Consider the following 22,055-nt stretch of genomic DNA (forward strand, 5'->3'; position numbering starts at 1 on the left):
ATGGCGGGGTGACTCCTACCGCCCGCCGCGCGGACCGAAGCATCCGAGTGGCGGTCCGGCGCGGCGGCCGCTGGGGCCGGTCCGGTGACCGCGCCCCGGGGTTCTTCGTCCGCCGTGCGGCGCGCGCTGCGCGCCGGGGCTCTCGGGTGTGTCGGACGGGGTGGTCCAGGAACGCGCCGGTTCCGTAGGTGCATTTGGCGTCGCCCGGGTCCAGCGCGTTCTGGGCCGGCAGGGCGTCCTGCTGGTCGACGAGGAGTCCGGTCAGCGGGGGTTCGGGGCCGACGGCGGTCGTCGTGCCGACGGCGGTGTCGGAGTCGACGACGGCGGGGAGGCGTTCGCCGCCGAGGCCCAAGACGTCCAGGGCCCGGGGCGACCAGTCGGCCCGTTCCAGGTCGAGCGGCTGGGTGCGGCCGGCGGTGGCCGTGTCGGTGACGAACGCCCCGGTGAGCTGGTGGACGAGCCAGGAGTCGCTGGTGGTGACGACGTCCTCGCGGGTCGGCTCCCGACGGATCCAGGCCATTTCGGGGGCGGCGAAGCAGGGGCCCGGCGGCAGCCCGGTGAGGTGCTTCAACTCCTCGCCGTACGGGTCGAGTTCGTCGCGGGCCGGGGCGGAGCGGCGGTCCTGCCAGACGATCGCCCCGGTGAGCGGGCGTCCGGTCTCCGGGTCCCGGGCGAGCACCGTCCCGCCCTGGTCGGCGAGGCCGACGGCCGCGTCCGGCTCGCCCGCGGCGCCCAGGGCCCGGCGCCCGGCGGCGAGGACCGAGGCGAGGAGGTCCGCGGGGTCGGTCCCGACCGGTCCCCCGGCGCCGCGCCGGGGCCGGACCGGGGCGGCGCCGGAACCGATCACGCCCCGCTCGGGGCAGACCACGAGCGCCTCGGTCCCCGACGTGCCCTGGTCCACGGCGAGTACCGGGCCTGTCATCGGCGCTCCAGCGATGCGAAAGCCCTGCGGCTCGAACGAAATCGTGATCATTGGCCTGCGACGCCCAGAGTGGTGCAGGTCACCGTCCACGTCAAGGGGCGTCCGGGCGGAGCCGAAGCCCATCGGCCGAATCAACCCGCCTGTGAACGCTTCGACTTGAGTAAGATCCGCGAATCGGTCGGGAGTTCGGGCCGACTGGCCTTACACTCACCGCCGAGCAACAACCGGACACCGCAAAGCAGTTCGCATTTCAACAGCTGCACCACCCCCCATGTCCCCGAGGACCCATGAGATCGAAAATCCGCCCCGAGCACCGGCATTCAGCCTCTCGGGCTCTCCGCCGCCAGACGCGCTCCATGCCGCCGCCGGGTTGCGTGACGTGATGAGGGGATATTCCGTCCTCCGCCCGCCGTCCCGTCGCACGGGGGCAGGGACCGTCGATGGCCAACAGTGAATTCCGGCCGGTCTATCACCCGGCCGGCCATGACAACGAATTACGGGCCGCCTTACAGGATTTGCGCACCGGCCGCTGGCTGTCCATGCGCGATCTGCTGGAGAGCACGCCGGACTGGGCCCTGTGGACGCAGCGCACGCAGGTGCTGGGGGCGGTCGCCGCCGGTTCGGACGCGGTGCGGGCGTGGCTGGCCGAGGAGCCGCAGAGCGTGGCCGCCGCCGTGATGCACGCCCGGGTCGCCGTGGAGCGAGCCGTCAGGGCCCGTCGCGAGGGCCATAGCCGCGCCCGGGAGCTGTGGCAGGAGGCCTGGGGGGCGTGCCGCACGGCCGCGCACGCCTCGCCCGCCGACCCGGTGCCGTGGGTGTGCCTGCTGGCCCTGTCCCAGCTGGACGAGCGCCAGCAGCTGGAGGAACACCGGCTGCGGCCGCCGGGGCCGATGCTCTTCCCCGGCCCGTGGGGGCTGCTGGCGGAGGCCGACCGGCGCGACCCGTACAACCGCGAGGCGTACCACCGGATGCTCCAGTTCGTGTACGCGCGCAAGGGCGGCGGGACGATCTCCGAGGCGGTCAACTTCGTCCAGTGGGCGGCCTCCTCCGCCCCCGAGGGCTCCGCGCTGCATGTGCTGCCGCTGTACGTCAGGGTCGAGCGCTACCGGCGCGAGCACGGCCATGAGAAGGCGCTGGATCTGCACTGGGTCACCGAGGACGCCGAGCGGGACGCGATGCGGGCGCTGGAGCTGTGGTTCCGCCGCACGCCCCGGCTCGCCCGTTCCCTGCCGGATCTGAACCATCTGGCCCACGCGTTGTGGGGAGCGCTCAAGTTCGCCGAAGCGGCTGCGGTCTTCGAGGAGTTGGGACCGTACTTCACCTCGGTGCCCTGGACCTACCGGACGCGCGACACCCGGGGTCCGGGCGGCGCCGAGGAGGTCTTCCTGCGCGCCCGGAGCCGCTGTCTTGCCGCGCCCCGCGAACCCGGGCGCGGGCCGCACGGCTGAGCCGGCTCGCCGCACTCCGTCGTCCGCACCCGGCCGGCGTCCCCGGGAACGCCCCGGCCGGGGTCCGGCCGTTCCCCCGTTCGTCCCTGTTCACCGCTCACGGAGGTTTTCCATGTCCCTGTCCACCCCCACCCAGCCGGGTGCGGAGGCCGCGCCCCCGAACGACGAGGAGCAGCGGCTGCGCGAACTCGGCTACCAGCCGGTGCTGGCCCGTCGCATGGGCGGCTTCGGCAACTTCGCCATCAGCTTCTCGGTCATCTCGATCCTGTCGGGCTGCATGACGCTGTACGGCTTCGGCATGTCGACCGGTGGTCCGGCGGTGATGCTCTGGGGCTGGGCGGGGGTCGGGCTCTTCGTGCTCTGCGTCGGCATGGCACTGGCGGAGGTCACCAGTTCCTACCCGACGTCCGGGGCGCTCTACTACATGGCCGACCGGCTCGGCGGCCGCAAGTGGGGCTGGTACACGGGCTGGCTGAACCTGCTCGGGCTGCTGGGCGCGATCGCCGGCATCGACTACGGCGCCGCGCTGTTCACCGGCGCCTTCCTGAACCTGCAGTGGGGTTTCACCCCCACGCCGGGCAAGACGATGCTCATCTTCCTCTGCATCCTGCTGCTGCACGCGGTGCTGAACCTCTTCGGCGTCCGCCTGGTCAGCGTGCTCAACTCCATCAGCGTGTGGTGGCATCTCGCCGGTGTCGCGATCATCGTCTTCGTGCTGGCGGTCGTGCCCTCGCACCACCAGTCGCCGAAGTTCGTCTTCACCGAGTTCGTCAATGACACCGGCTGGCACAACCCGTTGTACGTTGCGGCGATCGGCCTGCTCCTCGCCCAGTACACCTTCTGCGGCTACGACGCGTCCGCGCATCTCTCGGAGGAGACGTCGAACGCCTCGGTGACGGCGGCCAAGGGCATCGTCCGGGCGATCTGGGTGTCGTGGGTCGCCGGTTTCGCGCTGCTGGCGGGGCTCACCTTCGCCATCCAGGACTACCAGGGCACCCAGGAGACCGCGACCAATGTGCCGCCGGCCCAGATCATGATCGACGCGCTGGGCACCACCGGGGCCACCGCGCTGCTGCTCATCGTGATCGCGGCGCAGCTGTTCTGCGGCAACGCCGAGGTCGCCGCCGCCAGCCGGATGGTGTTCGCGTTCAGCCGTGACAACGCCCTGCCGGGCTCGGCGCTCTGGCGCAAGGTGAGTTCGCGCACCCAGACGCCGGTCAACGCGGTGTGGCTGTCGGTCGCCGTCGCCGGTGTGCTGGCCCTTCCGTCGCTGTACTCCGCGACCGCGTACGGCGCGGTGACCGCGATCAACGTCATCGGCATCACGCCCGCCTACGCCATTCCGATCTTCCTGAAGCTCCGCTCGAAGGACCGGTTCGAACGCGGGCCGTGGCACCTGGGCCGCTGGAGCAAGCCGATCGGCTGGATCGCGGTGGTGTGGGTGGCCTTCGTCACCGTGCTGTTCCTGCTCCCCCAGTCGTCGCCGGTGACGGTCGACTCGATGAACTACGCGTCGATCGCACTGGTCGCGGTGCTGGTGCTGGCCACCGTGTGGTGGTTCGTCGCCCGCCGCTCGTACAGCACGCCCTCGGCGTACGGGAACGCGCGCGAGCAGGCGCAGATCGAGGAGGACATCGTCTGACCGGGCACGGCCCGCGCGCCCGCGCCTCCCGGCCCTCCCCCGCCGCGACCAGCGGCGATCGGGAGGGCCGCGGCGTTGTTCCCGTCGGCCCCGGACGGCCGCCGCCGCACCCGGGGGCCGGCCGCCCGTCCTCGGGCACCGGCCGCGCACAGGACGCCCCGCGGTCGCGCCCGTCCCAGCCCGCGTCCGGCGTCCGGCGTCCCGCACCTCGCGTCCTGCCGAAGGCGGCCCCCGTTCCGGCTCGTCGGCAGGCCGCGCCACGCGCGCCCCAGAATGATCGTTCAATCATTTCCACCCCCTTTCGATCGATCACTTGACCAAAAACGATCGACCGATCAGGATTCCTCCGTGACCCGAATCCAGAGCCGCCCGGGCTCCCCCCTCGAACTTCCCGCAGAGGACCGCGAGTCGAGCCCGTACACCGGCTACACCCGGGCGCACTGGGAGGCCGCGGCCGACGGACTGCTCAAGGCCGCCTGGGCCTGGGCCACTCCCGGCGGCGCGCTGCTGGACCTGCCGGGCAGGCCCTCGGTCTCCGGGGTGCGCTCCGACGGCCTGGAGGGCTACGCGCGCACGTTCCTGGCCGCCGCCTTCCGGGTGGCGGGCGCGGACGGCTCCGACCCGCACGGCTGGCTCGGCCGTTACGCCGACGGCCTCGCGGCCGGAACGCTCGCCCCGGGCCGGGACGACGTCGAGTCCTGGCCGCTGATCCGGGATCACGGCGTCTTCGGGCAGCCCATGGTGGAATCCGCCTCGGTCGCCCTCGGGCTGCGGCTCACCCGGCCGTGGCTCTGGGACCGGCTGGACCCTGCGGTGCAGGACCGCGTCGAGGCGTGGCTGCGCGACGCGCTGCGGCACCGGCCCGCCCCCAACAACTGGTATCTGTTCCCCTTCACGGTGGCCGGGTTCCTGGAATCCGTCGGACACGGCGACGCGGAGACGGCCCGGGCGCGGGAGCGGGCCCTCGGCCTGCTGGAGTGCTGGTACCGGGGGGACGGCTGGTACGCGGACGGCGACGGGCGCGCCTTCGACCACTACAACGGCTGGGCCCTGCATCTCTACCCCGTGCTGGACGCCCGTCTCTCCGGGGACGCCGGGGCGTCCGCGCACTACGGCGCGCGGCTGCGCGAGCATCTGGAGGGCTTCTCACTGCTGTTCGGCGGCGACGGCGCGCCGATCCACTTCGGGCGCTCGCTGACCTACCGTTTCGCCGCCGCCTCGTCGGTGGCGCTCGGCGCCGTAACCGGGCACACCCCGCTCGCGCCCGGCGTCTCGCGCCGGCTGGCCAGCGGCGCGCTGCGGTACTTCCTGGACCGCGGCGCGGTGGGCGCGGACGGCCTGCTGAGCCTGGGCTGGCACGGCCCGCACGCGGCCGGCCTGCAGAACTACTCGGCCCCGGCGTCGCCGTACTGGGCGTCCAAGGCGTTCGTGTCGCTGCTCGCGCCGGAGGACCATCCGCTGTGGACGGCGACCGAGGAGCCCGCGCCGAGCGAGGGCCCCGACCGGGTGCTCGCGCTACCCGCGCCGGGGCTGCTGGTGCAGTCCACCGGGGCGGACGGGATCGTGCGGCTGCACAACCACGGCAGCGACCATGTGCTCCCGCACGAGGGCGAGGCCGCGGCCCCCGCCGATCCGCTGTACAGCCGTCAGTCGTACTCCACGGCGACCGGACCCACCGCGCACGGCAACGTCGCGGACAACCATCTGGCCGTGGTCGTCGCCGGGACGCGCAGCGGCCGCCGGGCTATGGATCCGCTGGGCGCGGGCCACGGCGACGGCTGGGGATGGGCCGCCTCCCGGCACCGTCCCGTGTTCGCCTCCGCGCAGCCGATGGTGCCGGGGATGCGGGTGGAGAGCGTCACGGTCGCCCGGGGCCGGTACGAACTGCGGGTGCACCGGGTGCTGGGCGCGCCGGACGGGGCCCGGGTGGAGCAGACGGGCTGGGCCACCGGCCGCGACGACACGGTGGCGTCGGCGCTGCACGGCCTGCATGGCTGGGATTCCCGGGACACGGTACGGGCGCCGCAGGGCACCGCGTACACGCCGTGGGCGGAGGTGCCCCGGCTGTCCGGCCCGGCGAAGGGCACGACGGTGCTGGTGGCGCTCGCCTCGCTGACCGCCGACCCCGACGCGGCACCGCTCGGCACCGTGGTGAGCGAGGTCGGGGTCGAGGGGGACACGGTGACGGTGTCCTGGGCGGACGACGGGTCGACGACCCGGATCCGCTTCGAGCCGCTCACGGTCGCCCACGGCTGAGCGTCCGTCAGGCACGGCCGCGCACCGGCCGCACACCGCGCGGTACCGGCGCCCCGGCGCGCACCGCCGGCGCCACGCGCCGCACGGACCCCGGCGCGCGCGGCCCGAAGGGGCCGTTCGCCCCGGGGCGTCCCGTACCGCGCGCCGGGCGCCGCGGGGCTCCCGTCACACGTCGGTGCGGATCACCACCACCAGGGTGCGCGGGCCGTGCACGCCCTCCACCCGCTCCAGTTCGATGTCGGAGGTGGCGGACGGCCCGCTGATCAGCGTGGTCGGCCGGTCGGGCGTCAGTCGGGCCACCGCCTCGGGCACCCCGGTCTCGACCGTGGACAGGTCGACGACGCACACATGCAGGTCGGGCACGAGGGACAGGGCCCGCCGGCCCTGGTCCGGCGAACCGTCCAGGAAGATCGTTCCCGTCTCCGCGCAGCTGACGGCCGACGCGGTGACGACGCCGTCCAGAGCGTCGAGCCGCGGCGCCGGAACGGCGGCCGAGTCCTCCTCGGCCTCGCCGTCGTATCCGTCCAGCCAGCTCCGGTCGAGGCCGGCCGGCACGCCGATCCGCCGTGCGCCGTGCTCCCGCAGGGCCCCGGCGACGGTCCGGGCGGTGCCTTCGGCGGCGCAGGTTCGCACCTGGGCCCGGTAGTCGACCAGGCGGTCGGTGAAGAGCGCCAGCCGCTCGTCGTCGGGAAGGGTGCGGCCGGTGCGGTAGGCGCGGCGCACCGGGGCGTCCGGGACCGGGGCCAGCGCCAGGGCGTCCCTGATCCGGCCCAGCACGGTGTCGCGTGCGGTCGTCATTTCTCCTGTCCCTTCTGCCGGTCGTCCGGGTGCGCGGCCGCGGCGGCCGCCCGCATCGTCGCGGCGCCCTCGGCCGACGCCAGCCAGTCGCGGAAGGTCTGCTTCGGCGGGGCGGCCGTGTCGCGGCTCTCGCTCCATCCGTCGAACGGCGGGGGCAGATGCGAGATCGTGCCGTCCCGTCCGGCGAGGACCCGGCCCAGCGCCGCGCCCTTCTGGGCGGTCGTGTACAGCCCGGGCCGCTTCATGACGGCGGCGGCGGCCCGCATGGCCAGCTTCTCCGGCGTCGTTCCGGCCCGCTCGGTGTGCTGGTGGCGCAGTTCCACCAGCAGCGACGGGATGTCGATCTTGACCGGGCAGGCGTCGAAGCAGGCGCCGCAGAGGCTGGAGGCGTACGGCAGGGAGCCGTTGGGGTCTCCCTTGGCCATGTCCATCCCGGCGAGCTGCGGGGTGAGGACCGCGCCGATCGGCCCCGGGTACGTCGATCCGTACGCGTGGCCGCCGGCCCGTTCGTACACCGGGCAGACGTTGAGACAGGCGGAGCAGCGGATGCAGTTGAGGGCCTCGCGCCCGATCCGGTCGGCGAGCGCGGCGGTGCGCCCGTTGTCGAGCAGGACCAGGTGGAACTCCTGCGGGCCGTCGCCGGGCGTCACCCCGGTCCACATCGAGGTGTACGGGTTCATCCGCTCCCCGGTGGAGGAGCGCGGCAGCAGCTGCAGGAAGACCTCTAGGTCCTGGTAACGCGGCAGCACCTTCTCGATGCCCATGACGGTGATGAGGGTGTCGGGCAGGGTCAGGCACATGCGGCCGTTGCCCTCGGACTCGACGACGCAGAGCGTGCCGGTCTCCGCGATGCCGAAGTTGGCCCCGGAGACCGCCACCTTCGTCGTCATGAACTTCTCACGCAGATAGGCCCGGGCCGCGGCGGCGAGATGCGCGGGGACGTTGTCGAGGCGCGGGTCGACGCCGGGGATCTCCTTGAGGAAGATCTGCCGGATCTCGTCCCGGTTGCGGTGGATCGCGGGGACCAGGATGTGCGACGGCTTGTCGTGGGCGAGCTGGACGATCAGTTCCGCGAGGTCCGTTTCGTAGGGCGTGATGCCGGCGGACTCCAGATGCTCGTTGAGGCCGATCTCCTGTGTGGCCATCGACTTGACCTTGATGACGTCCCCGCTGCCGGTCGCCTTGACCAGCCGGGTGACGATCTCGTTGGCCTCGACGCCGTCGCGTGCCCAGTGGACGGTGCCGCCGCGCGCGGTGACCTCCCGCTCCAGTCGCTCCAGGAGCTCGGGGAGCCGGTTCAGGGCGTCGGTCTTGATGGCCGAGCCCGCGTCGCGCAGCTCCTCCCAGTCGGGCAGCTCGCCGGTGACGTTCAGCCGCTTGGCGCGGATCGTGTGGGTGGCCCTGCGGAGGTTGCGGCGCAGTTGTTCGTTGCGCAGCTCGTCGTGGGCGGCCTTGGGGAACGTGCGGTCGCCGCGCAGGTTGCCCGACCCGTACGGGGAACGGGGCGGGGGCGCGGGCATGCCGAGGAAGGTGCTGCTCATCGGACGGCCTCCGTCGCAACGTACGGCGTGGAGCGGGTGGCGGCGAGGATCTGCGCCAGGTGCAGGGTGCGGGTGCCCGATCCGATGCGGGAGAGGCCGCCGCCGATGTGCATCAGGCAGGAGGAGTCGCCGGCCGTGCAGAAGTCGGCGCCGGTGGTGGCGATGTCGCGCATCTTGTCCTGGAGCATCGCCGTCGACGTGTCGGCGTTCTTGACGGCGAACGTGCCGCCGAAGCCGCAGCAGGCGTCGGCCTCGGGGAGTTCGACGAGATCGATGGAGTCGACGGCGCGGAGCAGCTTCAGCGGCTTCTCGCCGACCCGGAGCATGCGCAGCGAGTGGCAGGTGGGGTGGTACGTCACCCGGTGCGGGAAGTGGGCGCCGACGTCGGTGACGCCCAGGACGTCGACGAGGAGTTCCGAGAGTTCGTACGTCTTGGCCTTGACGGTGGCGACGCCCGTGCGGAGCGCCGGGTCGCCGTACCGGCGGGCGACGATCTCGTGCTGATGACGGACCGAACCGGCGCACGATCCGGACGGCATGACCACGGCGTCGATCGACGCGTCGCCGAACTGCTCGGCGAAGTTCCGCACCAGCGGCACCGGTTCGCGCTGGTAGCCGGTGTTGACGTGCATCTGCCCGCAGCAGGTCTGCCCCGGCGGGAACACCACGTCGTGGCCGAGCCGGGCGAGCAGCACCGCGGTCGCTCTCACCACCTCGGGGAAGAGCGTGTCTCCCAGACAGGTGGCGAAGAGTCCGATGCGCATGGGTCTCTCCGATCGTTCTTCGACTCGTTCCTCGATTTTTATGGTCCGACCATACTAGCCTCAGCCCAGAATATGACCCGCGGGGCGACCGGCCCCTTCAAACGTGGTCATGAACCTGACAATATGAGGGGGCGTGCCCCTGGCCCGTGAAGGCCGGGGCGGCCGCCCTCACACCGTGCCGGGATCGTCCTCGACCAGCGTGCCGTGGAGGCTGCGGATGTGCCGTTCGACCAGGTCGGCGGCGTCCGCGCCGCGACCCGCGCGCAGCAGTGCCAGCAGTTCGGCGTGCTCCGCGTCGAGCGCGGCGGCCGTGGCCGGCCAGTCCTCGGCCCGCTCCAGCGCCCGCAGGATCAGCGGACGCACCGATTCCCGGACCGCCGAAGTGAGCGTGGAGGTCAGCGCGTTGCCGGAGACACGGGCGATGTGCACATGGAACCGGGCGTCCAGGTCGTTGAACTCGGCCGCCTCGACCCCCGGCTCCCCCATGCGCTGGATGAGCGTCTCCGCCTCGTCGAGGTCCTGCGCCGAGGCGTGCCGCGCGGCCGCCTCGAAGCTGGACCTCTCCAGCGCGACCCGCGCCTCCAGCACGTCGTGGAGTCCGTAGCTGCCGAGGGCGAAGTGCAGTCGCAGCAGCCGGCCGAGGGCGTCGTCCGGATTGCGCACGATCCGCGCGCCGGCGTCCGGCCCCCGCCCCGGCTGGGCGACCAGTACGCCGATCGTCTCCAGCACCCTCAGCGCCTCGCGCAGCGCGGAGCGGCTGACCCCGAGGACCGGCGCGAGCTCCCGCTCGGGGGGCAGCCGGTCACCGGCCCTGAGCTCCCCGGCGAACACCCGCTGCTCGATGCTCCGCAGCACGAGCTCATGCGTACGGGACTGCCGTACGGGCTGCCACTCGACCGGCATCCGCCACCCCTGCCCCGGCCGGAGCCGCCCGGCCGCCTTGCGCATTCACTGATCCGCTCCCCACTATGTCACACATAACATATGGTCGGACCAAACGCGGGCGCCGGGACACCCCCTAGGCCCGGCCGGTCGCCGACGACGGCCCGGTCAGTCGCCGAAGCGGCCGTGCCGCCCCGCGCCCGCCTCGAACCGGGCGGCCCCCGCCCGCGTCTCCCCCGCCGCCAGCGGCACCAGGCCGTGCCGGTGCTCGGCGGCCAGTGCGTCCGTCTCGTCCAGGCCGTGCTGCTCCCGTACCGAGAGCCGGTCATGACGCAGGCACAGCTGCGGGTACGCGGCGATCTCCCGGGCGAGCCGCTCCGCCGCGCGACGCGCCTCGCCGGGCGGCACGATCCGGTTGGCGAGCCCCATGGCGTACGCCTCCGAGGCCGGCACGGGGCGGCCCGTGAGGATCATGTCCATGGCCCGGCTCTCCCCGATCAGCCGGGGCAGCCGCACGGTTCCGCCGTCGACCAGCGGCACGCCCCAGCGGCGGCAGAACACCCCGAACACGGCGTCCTCCTCGACGACCCGCAGATCGCACCAGACGGCCAGTTCCAGCCCCCCGGCCACCGCGTGCCCCGCGACCGCCGCGATGACCGGCTTGCTCAGGCGCATCCGGGTCGGGCCCATCGGCCCGTCGCCGTCCGCCTCGACCCGGTTGCCCCGTGCGGTGCCGACGGCCTTGAGGTCGGCCCCGGCGCAGAACGTGCCGCCCTCGCCCCACAGCACGGCGACGGACGCGTCCGGGTCGGCGTCGAACGCGCGGAAGGCGTCGGCCAGTCGTGCGGCGGTCGGACCGTCCACCGCGTTGCGCGCCTCGGGCCGGCTCAGGACGACCGTGCTCACCGGGCCGTCGCGCTCGATCCGTACCGTCGGCCGCTCGTCCATCGGTCCGCCCTCCCACAGGGGTCGCAGAGGAACCGGCGGACGGTCCGGCCGCCGGGACTACCCCGATGGTGCCGATCGGACACACACCCCGCCACCGGATTCATCTGATTCTCAGGCAATCGTTCTACGGTGGGTCACGTGACCCAGACGAGCCCGCCCGGCTGGCATCCCGACCCCGGGCATACAGGAACCGGCCCCCTTCACGAGCGTTGGTGGGACGGCAACCGGTGGACCGACCATCTCCGCGTGCCGCCCACCACGATCCGGCGCCGGCGGCGCATCGGCATCGGCGTCACCGCCGGTGTGCTGGCACTCGCCGCCGTCGGGGGCGGCCTCTTCCTCCTGTCGGACCACTTCGGCGACACGCCGCGCGAGACGGCCACGGCGCCGTCCGCCGGGCCCGGCGGCGCGCCCGGGGAACGCCGGCGAGGCGGCGGGGGCGACGACGAGGGCCGCGCGCCCGGGCGGCAACAGCCGCAGGCCGAGGACGGATACGCCACCGACCTGCTCAGCGGCGTCAGCCTCCCGGTGCCGGACGGCTGGACGGGGCAGTCGGGGGTGTCGGGCGCCGGGGTGACCACGGGCGAGTACGCCTGCCCGGGCGAACCCTCCGAGCAGTGCGTGCGCGGCGGGGTGTTCTCCGCGCCGGCGAAGGCGCTGAAGCTCGACACGACGACGGCGAAGGCCACCGCCACGCGGGACATCTCCGCCAACGTCTCGGAGTCGTACGGCGAGAAGAGCTACGGCGGCATCACCTCGCACGAGGAACTGAAGGCCGGGCCGGTCACGGTGGCGGGCCGGCAGGGCTATCTGGTGCGCTGGAAGGTGACGACGAAGAACGGCGACGACGGATACGTGCAGTCGCTGGCCTTCCCCTCCCCCCGCGACGAGGACGTGATGGTCGTGGTCCGTTCCGGATTCGACGTCGGCCCCGAGGCGCCCGCGCTCTCAGTCATGGACGACATCACCAAGGGCATCAAGGCGGCCTCCGCAGCGGGCTCCGGCCCCGGCACCACCGCGTAGGCGCCGCGGGGCCCCGCCGGGCATGAACCGCGTCCGCCGGGGCCCCCGCGCGTCCGGGTCTGAGTACGAGGGGCGGGCCGGGCTGAGTACGCCGTCCGATCCGCCGCCGGCGCCCGGCTGGTCGAATGACGGCCATGGTTCCCGACACACCGCACCGCCGCCGCCTGCGGCACGTCACCGCGGCAGGCGCCGCCCTGGCCGTGTCCCTGGCCCCGCTCGCCATCGGCGTACTGCTGGCCAAGGCCATGGCCGCCGACCCGATGACCCCGGTCAACGCGCTGGTCACCAGGGGCGGGCAGGCCGTCCCCCTCTCCCCCGCGCAGTGGTGCGGGTGCGGCGCCCGGGCGCTGCGCGGGTGGCGGGGTCCGCTGAACGGCCGCGGGCGCGCGGCCGCTCCGCTCCGGCGGCGCGCCGGGACGCGGCTCGCCCGGCGTCGCTGACGGGCACCGGCCCGGCCGGTCCCGGCGGGCGGAGCGGGACAGGTCAGTCCTCCCGGCGGCAGAGCAGGAACAGTTCGGGTTCCGGCACCGCCGCCCCGTGCGCCGGGGTGAACAGGTCGCCGCGCTCCCACAGGACCGAGAATCCCGCCGCGGCGACCATCTCGGTGAAGGTCTCCGCGTCGAAGCTGGACACCCGCATCTCCTGCCCCATGAAGACGACGGGGAGGTCCTCGACGTCCAGCGGCACCGTCGCGACGGCCAGGACTCCACCGGGCATCAGCAGCCGCCCGAGCTTGCGCAGCAGCCTCGACTGGTCGTCCCGGGACATCTGCAGCAACGAGAAGTAGGCGCACACTGCGTCGAACCCCCGCTCCTCCAGGTCGATTTCGCGAATGTCCGCGCAGACGAACGACGCCCGGGGGACCTGACGGGCCGCCAGCTCCACCATCACCGGCGAGATGTCGACGCCCAGCACGATGTGACCGGCCTCGGCCAGCGTCCACGCGGTCGGCCGGCCCGTGCCGCTGCCGACGTCCAGGACCCGCCCGTGCGCGGGAAGTTCCTCCAGCAGGCGCTGGAGCGAGGCGTGGCGAGCGGGTGAGCCGGCGAACGCCCGCTCGTACTCCGCTCCCAGCGCGTCGAACACTGCGGCGGCCGACCGGCCGTGGTCCTGGTCCATCAATGCGGTCCTCCCGTTGCGACAGCGGCTGCCCATGACCGTGCCATCATCGCCGACGACCGGTCCCGGCACCGCTCCTGACGGGGCATTATGTACGGCCGTGCCGCCGGATGCCCCTCCGCCGGGACGCCGGCGGCTTCTCCCTCCCCCCGCCCCGGCAAGACCGGTTTCCCGGCGGAGCGGGGCGTCGCTGCGCTCGCTCGCCGCCGATCGCGCGCCGCGCACGGAGCCCCGGCGCACACCGCCGGTCGCCTCCGTGACGGGCGGGCGGGGGCCGCTTCCGTCCTGCCCGCCGCCCACCGGCCGGGAGCCCTTTTCGGACATCTTCCGTTCACCCCTCCTTCTCTTCGAAGACTCCTGGAATCAACACGTGATTCTCATGGGCTCCTCATGCGCCGTTGGTTGCGTGTCCGAGGCCGGTCGGTCCGCAGGAGATGAGCGAGGAGGCGCATGGTGTTCCTGACGAAGGCAGCCGCGGCGCGCGTGGCCCGGGGAGAAGAGGCCCGGGCAGCCGATGGCGGGGGCCGGGAGGGCGAGGAGCCGTTGCATGTGGCCAGTCGGCTGCACGCGTTCAACCGGTTCGAGCTGAAGTACCTGGTCCCGGTCGAACAAGCGGCCGACATCCGCGACGAGTTGGCCGAGCGGATGGACCGCGACCCGCACAGCCCGGTCGGCGGCTACGGCGTGTGGAGCCTGTACTACGACACTCCTCGGCTCCGGTTCTACTGGGAGAAGATCGAGGGCCTGAAGTTCCGTCGCAAGCTGCGCATCCGGCACTACGGCAGCCCCGACGGGGTCACCGACGACTCGCCGGTCTGCGTGGAGATCAAGCAGCGCGTCAACCGCGTCACGCAGAAGCGCCGCATCACTCTTCCCTACGGCGTGGCGCGGCGGTTGTGCGACGAGCGGGAGATGGTGGACCACTCCGCGAAGGAGAGCGCCTTCGTCCAGGAGGTCCTCGAACTGGTCGTACGGCTCGACCTGCGGCCCACCGTCATCACCGGCTATCAGCGCGAGGCGCTGGTCGGGCGGGACGCGGACACCGGCCTCCGGGTCACCTTCGACCGCCGCGTCCGCGGCCGGGACCGGGACTTCCACTTCGGCGTCGAGACGCCGGAGAACCGGTTCACGCTCCCGCCGCACCTCTCCGTGATGGAGATCAAGGTGAACGAGCGCACCCCGCACTGGATCACCGACCTGGCCGCGCGGCGCGACCTCAACCTCGTACGGATCTCGAAGTACGTGCAGTCCGTCGAGGCGTTCGGCATGGCGCCGCGTTCGGTCTTCCACATCGCCGAGGCGGACTGTCCGCCGCGCACCACCCCCATTGAAGAGCAGCCGCCACAGGAGCGGCCGACGCGGCCCGCCGCGTCGTTGAAGGCAGGAGCACAGTGAACTTCGATCTCGATCTGCAGGAACTCAGCGGCACGTTCAGCGTGGCCGACGTCGTGGCGGCGATGGCGTTGTCGTTCATCCTGTCCACACTGATCGGCTATGTGTACCGGTACACGCACCGCAACGTCTCCTACAGCCAGTCCTACGTGCAGACCCTGGTCATTGTGGGCATGATCGTCGCCCTGATCATGCTGGTCGTCGGCTCGAATCTGGCCCGCGCGTTCTCCCTGGTCGGCGCCTTGTCCGTGGTCCGCTTCCGCAACGCGGTCAAGGAGACCCGGGACGTCGGCTTCATCTTCCTGGCCATGGCGATCGGCATGGCGTGCGGCGCCCGGTTCTACACGCTGGCCGCGGTCGGCGCCGTCGTGATCTGCGCCGTCGTCCTGGCGATGTTCAAGTTCGACTGGTTCGCTCTGAACGTGCAGCGGCAGGTCGTCAAGGTCCAGGTACCGGCCGGCGACGACTACACGCCGCAGATCCGTGACGTGCTGATCAAGTACACGAGCGAGTTCGAACTGGTCAGCACGGAGACGATCCGCGGCGGGGCGCTCAACGAGGTCTTCTACACGGTGCGGTTGAAGAAGGGGGCCGAGCCCGGCGACCTGGTCACGGCCCTGCAGGAGCGTACGTCCGGCCAGCGGGTCACCGTGCTGACCGGTTACGACACGACGGACCTGTGATGAGCGGCGGGACCACCGCGCGGCGCGGGCGACGGCTGCGGGACCGGGTGCCCGTCCGGCTGCGTCACCACTGGAAGCCGGCCGGGGCGCTGGGCGTCGGGCTCGCCGCGATGGTCGCCTTCCTCGGCGACGTGCGGGTCTCCCCGTACGTGACGTCGTCCTCACGGGTCGAGGCGGACGCCATCACCGACGACGTCGGGGGGACGGTGGACCTGTACGACGCCTCGGTGCCGCACTCGATCCGGCTCACCTACCAGCAGACCGACTTCGACAAGATGATGAAGGAGTTCAAGAAGGACGGCACCAAGGACTACATCGAGGCCGATCTCGTCATCGACGGCGTCCGCCTCGACTCCGTCGGGATCCGTCTCAAGGGGAACTCCACGCTGTCGTCCCTGCGCGGCGGAAAGGGCATGCCCGGTGGCGACCGGCGCTTCCCCGACGCCGCGCAGGGCGCTCCGCCCGGCGCCCCCGGCGCGGCCGGAGGCCGGGACCGCCAGGACCGGAAGGCGGGCGGCGGTCCGGGCGGTCCCGGGGGGATGGGCGGTCCTGGCGGGATGGTGCAGTACGACCTCTCCGCGGACAAGCCCGAGGAACTGCCCTGGCTCGTCAAGATCGACGAGTACGTCGAGGGCCGCGCCTACCAGGGCGAGCGGGAGATCTCGCTGCGCCCCGGCGGCAACGGCCAGGCGCCGCTCAACGAGGCGCTCTCGCTGGCCCTGACCAAGGCCGGCGGCCAGAAGGCCGAGCGGTACGGCTTCACCGAGCTGAAGGTGAACAACCGGCCCACCGCCACCCGCCTCATGGTCGAGGCGCCCGACACCGACTACGCCGATGACGTCGCCGACGGCAACGGGGTGCTCTACAAGGCGAGGGCGAGCGGCAGCTTCGAGTACCGAGGCGACGACCCGACCGAGTACGAGAGGTCCTTCAAGCAGCTCAACAAGAAGGGCAGCCAGGACCTCGAACCGGTGATGAAACTCATCCGATGGGCCAACAGCGCCTCGGACGAGGAATTCGCCCGCGACCTCGGCAAGTACGTCGACGTCGACTCCTTCGCCGCCTATCTCGCCGCCCAGAACCTGCTGCTGAACTTCGACGACATGTCCGGACCGGGCAAGAACTACCTGCTCAGGTACGACCTGGACACCAAGAAGTTCTCCGTCCTGGGCTGGGACTACAACCTGGCCTTCAGCGGGGACGCGACAGCCGGTCCCGACGACTCGATCGGCATGGGCGGCCTGCCCGGAGCCGCAGCCGGCGGGAAGGACGACGGCGCCGCCGGGGAGAAGGGCGACGCGCGGCAGCCGCCCGCGGGCGGCGCCGCTCCCTCCGGCGCGCCCGCAAACCGGCCCGAGGCGAAGCCGAGCGGCATGCCCGAAGGCATGCCCGAAGGCATGCCCGAAGGGATGCCGCCGGGGATGCCGGACGGCGCGCCCGGCGGCACGGCCGACGGCGGCCCGGACGGCGGTCCCGGACAGCCGATGCCCGGTCGGGACGGCGGTGCGGACCCGAAGGGCGGCAGGGGCGGCTTCATGCAGCACGTCCTCAAGACCAAGTTCCTGGAGTCCGATGCCTTCGACGGCGTCTACAAGAAGGCCTACCGGGAGCTCTACCAGAAGTTCTACGGCTCCGGCACGGCGGCGGAGGCGCTCGGAGCCATCGCGGAGCAGGCCAGGTCCGCGGGCGCCGGCTCCAAGGCGCTGGACACCGCCGTGGCCGAGCTCCAGAAGACCGTCACCGACCGCGCCACGGCCCTGGCCGCGAACAAGGCGGTGACCGGCTGACAGTTCCGGCGTCCCGGACGCCTCGCCCCGAGGGGGCCGCCCGGGACGCCGGAACATCTCCATGCGAGACCGGCTCACGCTCGCGCGTACGGTGTCTCCGCCCGCCGTCGCGCCGCACGACCAGGACCGCCGTGTCGCGGCTCCACCGCCCGTAACTCGAGGTGCAAGAACGTGATGGACAAGCACACCCCTGCGCGCACGCCCGCCGCCGGCCACACCGTCCTGGTCGTGGAGGACGACGCCAGCATCCGCACCCTGCTCACCTCCGCCCTCACCGCGGCCGGCTACGCGGTGGCGAGCGCGTCCAGCGGGCAGGAGGCCATGTTCGAGGCCGGAAGCCGCCGCCCCAGTCTGATCGTCCTCGATGTGATGCTGCCCGACACCGACGGCTTCCGGCTCACCCGCGACCTGCGCGCCCAGGGCGTCTACACGCCGGTGCTCTTCCTCACCGCCCGGACCGATGTCGAGGACCGCATCATCGGCCTGAGCTCCGGCGGCGACGACTACGTCACCAAGCCCTTCCACGTCCAGGAGGTGCTGCTGCGCATACGCGCCATCCTGCGCCGCTGCGGAGCGCCCGCCTCCGCCACCGGCGCCCGTCCGCCGCTGCGCTACGCCGACCTCACCCTGGACGACAGCACCCACGAAGTGCGGCGCGCGGGCCGCCCGCTGAAGCTGTCGCCGACCGAGTTCCGGCTCCTGGCCTGTCTGCTGGCCAGGCCCGAACACGTTCTGGAGAAGCCGGAGATCCTCCAGCAGGTCTGGCGATACGACTTCTCCGGCGACACCCGCATCGTCGACACCTACGTCAAGAACCTGCGCCGCAAGATCGACCGCGACGGGCCGTCGCTGATCCACACGGTGCGCGGGGTCGGCTACTGCCTGCGGCTGGCGCGCGACGAGACCGGCACGGCTAAGCGATGAGGCGGCCCCGCCTCCCGCGCCCGCGCTCCCTGCGCGGGCGCCTCGTCCTGATCGCCGGACTGCTGGCGACCGGCGCCGTCCTCCTGTGCCAGCTCGCCGGCCTCGCCGTGCTGCGGGGCTGGCTCACCGACCAGGTCGACGAACGGCTCTCCCACTTCCGCCCGCCGGACCGCGTCTACCGGGACCTCGCCGAGGGCTCGCTGCGGCCACCGGGCTCGGACGACGCGCTGCCCTCGGACTACCGCGTCTTCTTCTACGACGCGAACGGACGCCTGCTGCCCACCTCGCTGGGCAGCGGAGACGGATCCGGACCCCGACTCCCCCGGCACGCGGCCGACTTGAACCTGGCCGCCGGACAGCTGAGCACCGTCCCGGCCGAAGGCGACGCCTCCTGGTCGGGGTGGCGGGTGATCTCCTACCCCGGGCCGGACCGGATGCGCGCCGTCGTCGCACTGCCGCTGGACACGGTGGACGGCGCCACGGCCAAACTCCTGTGGCTCAGTCTCGGCCTCGGCGTCGCCGTCGCCGTCGGGGTGGTCGTCCTGGGCAACGGTGCGGTCCGCCTGGGGCTGCGCCCGCTGACCCGCGTCGAGCGCACCGCCCAGCGCATCACCGAGGGCGCCCTGGAGCTCAACGTCCCCGTGACGGACCCGGACACCGAGGTCGGCCGCCTCGGTCTGGCCCTCAACACCATGCTCGACCGCCTGCGCACCGCGTTGCACCGCACCGAGACCTCCGAACAGCAGCTGCGGCGCTTCCTCGCGGACGCCGGCCACGAACTGCGCACCCCGCTCACCGCCGTCCAGGGCTTCGCCGAACTCCTCCTCGACGAACCCGACATGGCGGCCGGCCGACGCCGCGAGGCGCACACCCTGATCGTCCACAACGCCGACCGCATGAGCCGTCTCGTCGACGACCTGTTCCTCCTCGCCAAGCTCGGCGACAGCGACACACCGGCCGTGCACCGCGAACCCGTCGACCTCCTCTCCCTGGCGGCCGACGCGATCGCCACCACCGCGATACGCCACCCGCACCACGACATCGGCCTGGAGCCGCTCGCCGCCCGCTCCGCCGGTCCCGAACACGACCTCGACGTCATCGAGGCGCCCGGCGACCCGCATCAACTCGCCCAGGTCCTGGGCAACCTGCTGTCCAACGCCTGCGTCCACACGCCCGCGGGAACCCGCGTCCACGTCCGGATCGGCGCGAGCCGGACTCCCGTGTCGCAGGGCCCCGGCAGCGGCCCGCAGCCGCCGCCCGACGCACCCGTCAGCGTCATCGAGGTCGCCGACGACGGCCCCGGCATCGAGCCCGCGGAAGCCGCCCGCGTCTTCGACCGCTTCTATCGCGCCACCCCGCTCGGCCGGCCCGCCGAGGCCGGCTCCGAACCCGGCGCCGGCCTCGGGCTCGCCATCGCCGCCGCCATCGCCGGCGCCCACGGCGGGCGTCTCGAACTGGACAACCGCCCCGGTGAAGGCTGCACCTTCCGCCTGCTGCTGCCCGACTCGGCCCCCGCCCCGGAGGACGGCGCCGGCACCGACGAGGCTCTCCGTGATCCGGTCCGGACGTGACCGCACCGGAACCGAGCCGCCGCACCGCGAAGGGCGATGATCCCGGAAATCGCGCTCGCCGGCGCCTTCGCCGCCGTGTGAGACGGCCGCCTCCGCCTCACACGGACGGCCGCCTCCGCCTCCCCGTCGACTCCGTCGCCGCGCTCGTGCCGCGCGCGGAGATCGAGGGCGAGATGGGCGACTCGCACGCGGGTCTCCGGGCCGTCCGATGAGCCAGGCCCTGCGGAAGATCACCGGTGCGCTCGACCAGTCCAGGACCACGGCGGTCTTCATCGACCAGCTGCGCGAGAAGATCGGCGTGATGTTCGGATCGCCGGAGATCGCGACCGGTGGCCGGGCCCTCACGTTCCACGCGTCGGTGCGCCTCGACATCCGCAGGATCGAGACGCTGAAGGACGGACCCGAGAATGGCCGAGGGCCGGTTTCGGATTGCTCCGAAACCGGCCCTGACCTGCGACTGTCTCCAGTCGGGACGACAGGATTTGAACCTGCGACCCCTTGACCCCCAGTCAAGTGCGCTACCAAGCTGCGCCACGTCCCGATGCCCGCCTGACCTGGGTTTTTCCCTGGCCGAACGCGCATGAGAACAATACCGCACTCGGGCGGGTGGTCACGAACGCCTTTCCCGCTTGACCTCAACCGAGCTTGATGTTCAACGCTGGACGCATGACGAGGACGACTGGCACGAGGACCGCCGACTACGGCGACATGGACCGGCTGATGAGCCTGATGACGGGGGACGAGAAGCACGGCCCGGCCGCGACCTCCACCCTGGACGCGCTGTGGGTGCTCTACGACGGAGTGCTACGGGTGACGCCCGCGACGGCCGACGCGCCCGACCGCGACCGCTTCCTGCTCTCCAAGGGGCACGGGCCGATGGCGTACTACGCCGTCCTGGCCGCGCACGGCTTCTTCGACGAGGAGCTGCTGCCCGGGTTCGGGACCTACGACTCGCCGCTCGGACACCATCCGGACCGGACGCTGGTGCCGGGGGTGGAGATCGGCAGCGGCTCGCTGGGACACGGCCTGCCGCTGGCCGTGGGGACCGCGCTCGGACTGCGGGCGCGGGGGCTGACCGAGCCCCGGGTGTGGGTCCTGATCGGGGACGCCGAGCTGGACGAGGGCAGCAATCACGAGGCGATCGCGTACGCGGGTCCGGCCGGGCTGGAGCGGTTGCACACCGTGGTGATCGACAACGCGTCGGCGTCGCACGCGCGGCCCGGCGGGATCGCCGCCCGGTTCGAGGCGGCCGGCTGGTCGGTCGCCTCCGTCGACGGGCGCGACCACCGGGCCATGCGCGAGGCGTTCACCGCGCCGCACCCGGGACGGCCGCGCGCGGTGGTCGCGCACGTCGCTCCCAAGGACTGACCGGCCGCGCGGAGCCGACGAGGACGCCGCAGAACGAACGAAAGAAGGACTTTCACATGGACACGATGCGTGACCGGTTCATCTCGACCGTGTCGCAGATGCTGGACGAGGACCCCCGCCTCGCGCTCGTCCTGGCGGAGATCAGCCGGGACGGATTCGCGCCGGCCGAGCGGGCCCATCCGGACCGGGTCGTCAACGTGGGGATCAGGGAGCAGCTGCTGATCGGCACCGGGGCCGGGATGGCGCTCGCGGGCCTGCGGCCGATCGTGCACACCTTCGCCAGCTTCCTGGTGGAGCGCCCGTTCGAGCAGGTCAAACTGGACTTCGGCCATCAGGGAGTGGGCGGGGTGCTGGTGAGCGCCGGGGCTTCGTACGACTGGCCGGCCGGTGGCTTCACCCATATGGCGCCGGGCGATGTCGCCCTCATGGACACCCTCGACGGCTGGACGATCCAGGTCCCGGGCCACCCGGACGAGGCGGAGGCGCTCCTCCGGCAGGCGGCGGCCGGGGACGACCGGGTGTACGTGCGGCTGTCGCTCCAGTCGAACGACCGGGCGCGGCCGGTCGGCACGGGTACCGGTCTCACGGCCGTGCGGGAGGGCGCGACCGGGGTCGTGATCGCGGTCGGGCCGATGCTCGACAACGTGCTCGCGGCGACCGAGGGCCTCGACGTGACCGTGCTGTACGCGACGACGGTGCGCCCGTTCGACGGGGCAGGGCTGCGGCGGGCGGTCGGGGCCGGCCGGGCCGCCGACGTGGTGGTCGTGGAGCCGTATCTGGCGGGGACGTCCACGGCGGCGGTCAACGACGCGCTCGCCGAGGTGCCGCACCGGGTGCTGGGGCTGGGCGTGGGGCGGGCCGAGCTGCGCAAGTACGGGGAGATGGACGAACACCTGGCCGCGCACGGTCTCGACGCGCGGGGGCTGCGGGAGCGGATCGGCGCGTTCCTGCACCGGTGAGGCGGGGCGGGGCCGCCGGTGGCGCGGG

The 22,055-nt window shown here is 72.8% G+C and carries 18 protein-coding genes, 1 tRNA gene and 2 pseudogenes; 13 read left to right on the plus strand and 8 right to left on the minus strand.

All coding sequences use genetic code 11. The annotated features are described in order from the left end of the window. Nucleotides 1-166: 166 nt before the first annotated feature. Nucleotides 167-922 (minus strand): annotated as a pseudogene (locus tag WA762_RS03585) (FGGY family carbohydrate kinase); the annotation flags it as partial. Between the two features lie 440 nt (nt 923-1,362). On the opposite strand from WA762_RS03585, the gene WA762_RS03590 reads away from it, so the two are divergent. The 3 genes from WA762_RS03590 to WA762_RS03600 all read left to right on the plus strand — a co-directional run bounded on the left by WA762_RS03590 (nt 1,363) and on the right by WA762_RS03600 (nt 6,268). Next, a complete protein-coding gene (locus WA762_RS03590; protein WP_335932807.1) occupies nt 1,363-2,370 on the plus strand; it encodes a hypothetical protein in 1,008 nt (335 codons plus the stop codon). A 112-nt stretch (nt 2,371-2,482) separates the two neighbouring features. Then, on the plus strand, nt 2,483-4,012 hold the full coding sequence (locus WA762_RS03595; protein ID WP_335932809.1) for an amino acid permease: 1,530 nt from the start codon (nt 2,483-2,485) through the stop codon (nt 4,010-4,012). 357 nt (nt 4,013-4,369) lie between these two features. Next, on the plus strand, nt 4,370-6,268 hold the full coding sequence (locus WA762_RS03600; protein WP_335933018.1) for a DUF2264 domain-containing protein: 1,899 nt from the start codon (nt 4,370-4,372) through the stop codon (nt 6,266-6,268). A gap of 165 nt (nt 6,269-6,433) precedes the next feature. On the opposite strand, the gene WA762_RS03605 is transcribed toward WA762_RS03600, so the two are convergent. From WA762_RS03605 to WA762_RS03625, 5 genes are all read right to left on the minus strand, one after another. Next, nucleotides 6,434-7,066, minus strand: a complete 633-nt coding sequence (locus WA762_RS03605; RefSeq protein WP_335932810.1) for a LutC/YkgG family protein — start codon at nt 7,064-7,066, stop codon at nt 6,434-6,436. After that, on the minus strand, nt 7,063-8,607 hold the full coding sequence (locus WA762_RS03610) for a lactate utilization protein B (protein ID WP_335932811.1): 1,545 nt from the start codon (nt 8,605-8,607) through the stop codon (nt 7,063-7,065). Before WA762_RS03610 ends, WA762_RS03605 begins: the two co-directional genes overlap by 4 nt. Continuing rightward, nucleotides 8,604-9,371: a (Fe-S)-binding protein gene (locus WA762_RS03615; RefSeq protein WP_335932812.1), complete on the minus strand. Its 768-nt coding sequence runs from the start codon at nt 9,369-9,371 to the stop codon at nt 8,604-8,606. Before WA762_RS03615 ends, WA762_RS03610 begins: the two co-directional genes overlap by 4 nt. 168 nt (nt 9,372-9,539) lie before the next feature. Further along, the gene (locus WA762_RS03620) at nt 9,540-10,274 is read right to left on the minus strand and encodes a FadR/GntR family transcriptional regulator (RefSeq protein ID WP_335933020.1); all 735 of its coding nucleotides are present in this window, start codon (nt 10,272-10,274) and stop codon (nt 9,540-9,542) included. 147 nt (nt 10,275-10,421) lie between these two features. Next, nucleotides 10,422-11,201, minus strand: coding sequence for a crotonase/enoyl-CoA hydratase family protein (locus tag WA762_RS03625; protein ID WP_335932813.1), 780 nt, complete (start codon nt 11,199-11,201; stop codon nt 10,422-10,424). A 138-nt stretch (nt 11,202-11,339) separates the two neighbouring features. On the opposite strand from WA762_RS03625, the gene WA762_RS03630 reads away from it, so the two are divergent. After that, entirely contained in the window at nt 11,340-12,224 is an 885-nt protein-coding gene (locus tag WA762_RS03630) for a DUF2510 domain-containing protein (protein WP_335932814.1), read from the plus strand. Nucleotides 12,225-12,358: 134 nt separating this feature from the next. Then, nucleotides 12,359-12,664 (plus strand): hypothetical protein, encoded by a 306-nt coding sequence (locus WA762_RS03635; protein ID WP_335932816.1) that lies wholly within the window; start codon nt 12,359-12,361, stop codon nt 12,662-12,664. Nucleotides 12,665-12,707: 43 nt separating this feature from the next. Here the strand turns inward: WA762_RS03635 and WA762_RS03640 are convergent, their stop codons facing one another. Further along, nucleotides 12,708-13,343: a class I SAM-dependent methyltransferase gene (locus WA762_RS03640; protein ID WP_335932817.1), complete on the minus strand. Its 636-nt coding sequence runs from the start codon at nt 13,341-13,343 to the stop codon at nt 12,708-12,710. Nucleotides 13,344-13,793: 450 nt separating this feature from the next. Between WA762_RS03640 and WA762_RS03645 the strand changes: the two genes are divergently transcribed. The 6 genes and pseudogenes from WA762_RS03645 to WA762_RS03670 all read left to right on the plus strand — a co-directional run. Continuing rightward, a complete protein-coding gene (locus WA762_RS03645) occupies nt 13,794-14,738 on the plus strand; it encodes a polyphosphate polymerase domain-containing protein (RefSeq protein WP_335932818.1) in 945 nt (314 codons plus the stop codon). Further along, on the plus strand, nt 14,735-15,418 hold the full coding sequence (locus WA762_RS03650; RefSeq protein ID WP_335932819.1) for a DUF4956 domain-containing protein: 684 nt from the start codon (nt 14,735-14,737) through the stop codon (nt 15,416-15,418). Before WA762_RS03645 ends, WA762_RS03650 begins: the two co-directional genes overlap by 4 nt. Further along, complete coding sequence (locus WA762_RS03655; RefSeq protein WP_335932820.1) at nt 15,418-17,205, plus strand: CotH kinase family protein; 1,788 nt, start codon at nt 15,418-15,420, stop codon at nt 17,203-17,205. Before WA762_RS03650 ends, WA762_RS03655 begins: the two co-directional genes overlap by 1 nt. 174 nt (nt 17,206-17,379) lie before the next feature. Then, nucleotides 17,380-18,129: a response regulator transcription factor gene (locus WA762_RS03660; RefSeq protein ID WP_335932821.1), complete on the plus strand. Its 750-nt coding sequence runs from the start codon at nt 17,380-17,382 to the stop codon at nt 18,127-18,129. Beyond that, entirely contained in the window at nt 18,126-19,700 is a 1,575-nt protein-coding gene (locus WA762_RS03665; protein WP_335932823.1) for a sensor histidine kinase, read from the plus strand. The genes WA762_RS03660 and WA762_RS03665 overlap by 4 nt, the downstream gene beginning before the upstream one ends. A gap of 125 nt (nt 19,701-19,825) precedes the next feature. Then, nucleotides 19,826-20,106, plus strand: a pseudogene (locus WA762_RS03670) (recombinase RecA); the annotation flags it as partial. Between the two features lie 61 nt (nt 20,107-20,167). On the opposite strand, the gene WA762_RS03675 reads toward WA762_RS03670, so the two are convergent. Then, nucleotides 20,168-20,241: transfer RNA gene (locus WA762_RS03675), tRNA-Pro, on the minus strand. Between the two features lie 125 nt (nt 20,242-20,366). Between WA762_RS03675 and WA762_RS03680 the strand changes: the two genes are divergently transcribed. Both WA762_RS03680 and WA762_RS03685 read left to right on the plus strand, forming a co-directional pair. Beyond that, nucleotides 20,367-21,068 (plus strand): transketolase, encoded by a 702-nt coding sequence (locus tag WA762_RS03680; protein WP_335932825.1) that lies wholly within the window; start codon nt 20,367-20,369, stop codon nt 21,066-21,068. Nucleotides 21,069-21,124: 56 nt separating this feature from the next. Then, nucleotides 21,125-22,027 (plus strand): transketolase family protein, encoded by a 903-nt coding sequence (locus WA762_RS03685; RefSeq protein WP_335932827.1) that lies wholly within the window; start codon nt 21,125-21,127, stop codon nt 22,025-22,027. Nucleotides 22,028-22,055 lie beyond the last annotated feature (28 nt).

The organism is Streptomyces tyrfis, assembly GCF_037034285.1.
Lineage (GTDB): Bacteria > Actinomycetota > Actinomycetes > Streptomycetales > Streptomycetaceae > Streptomyces.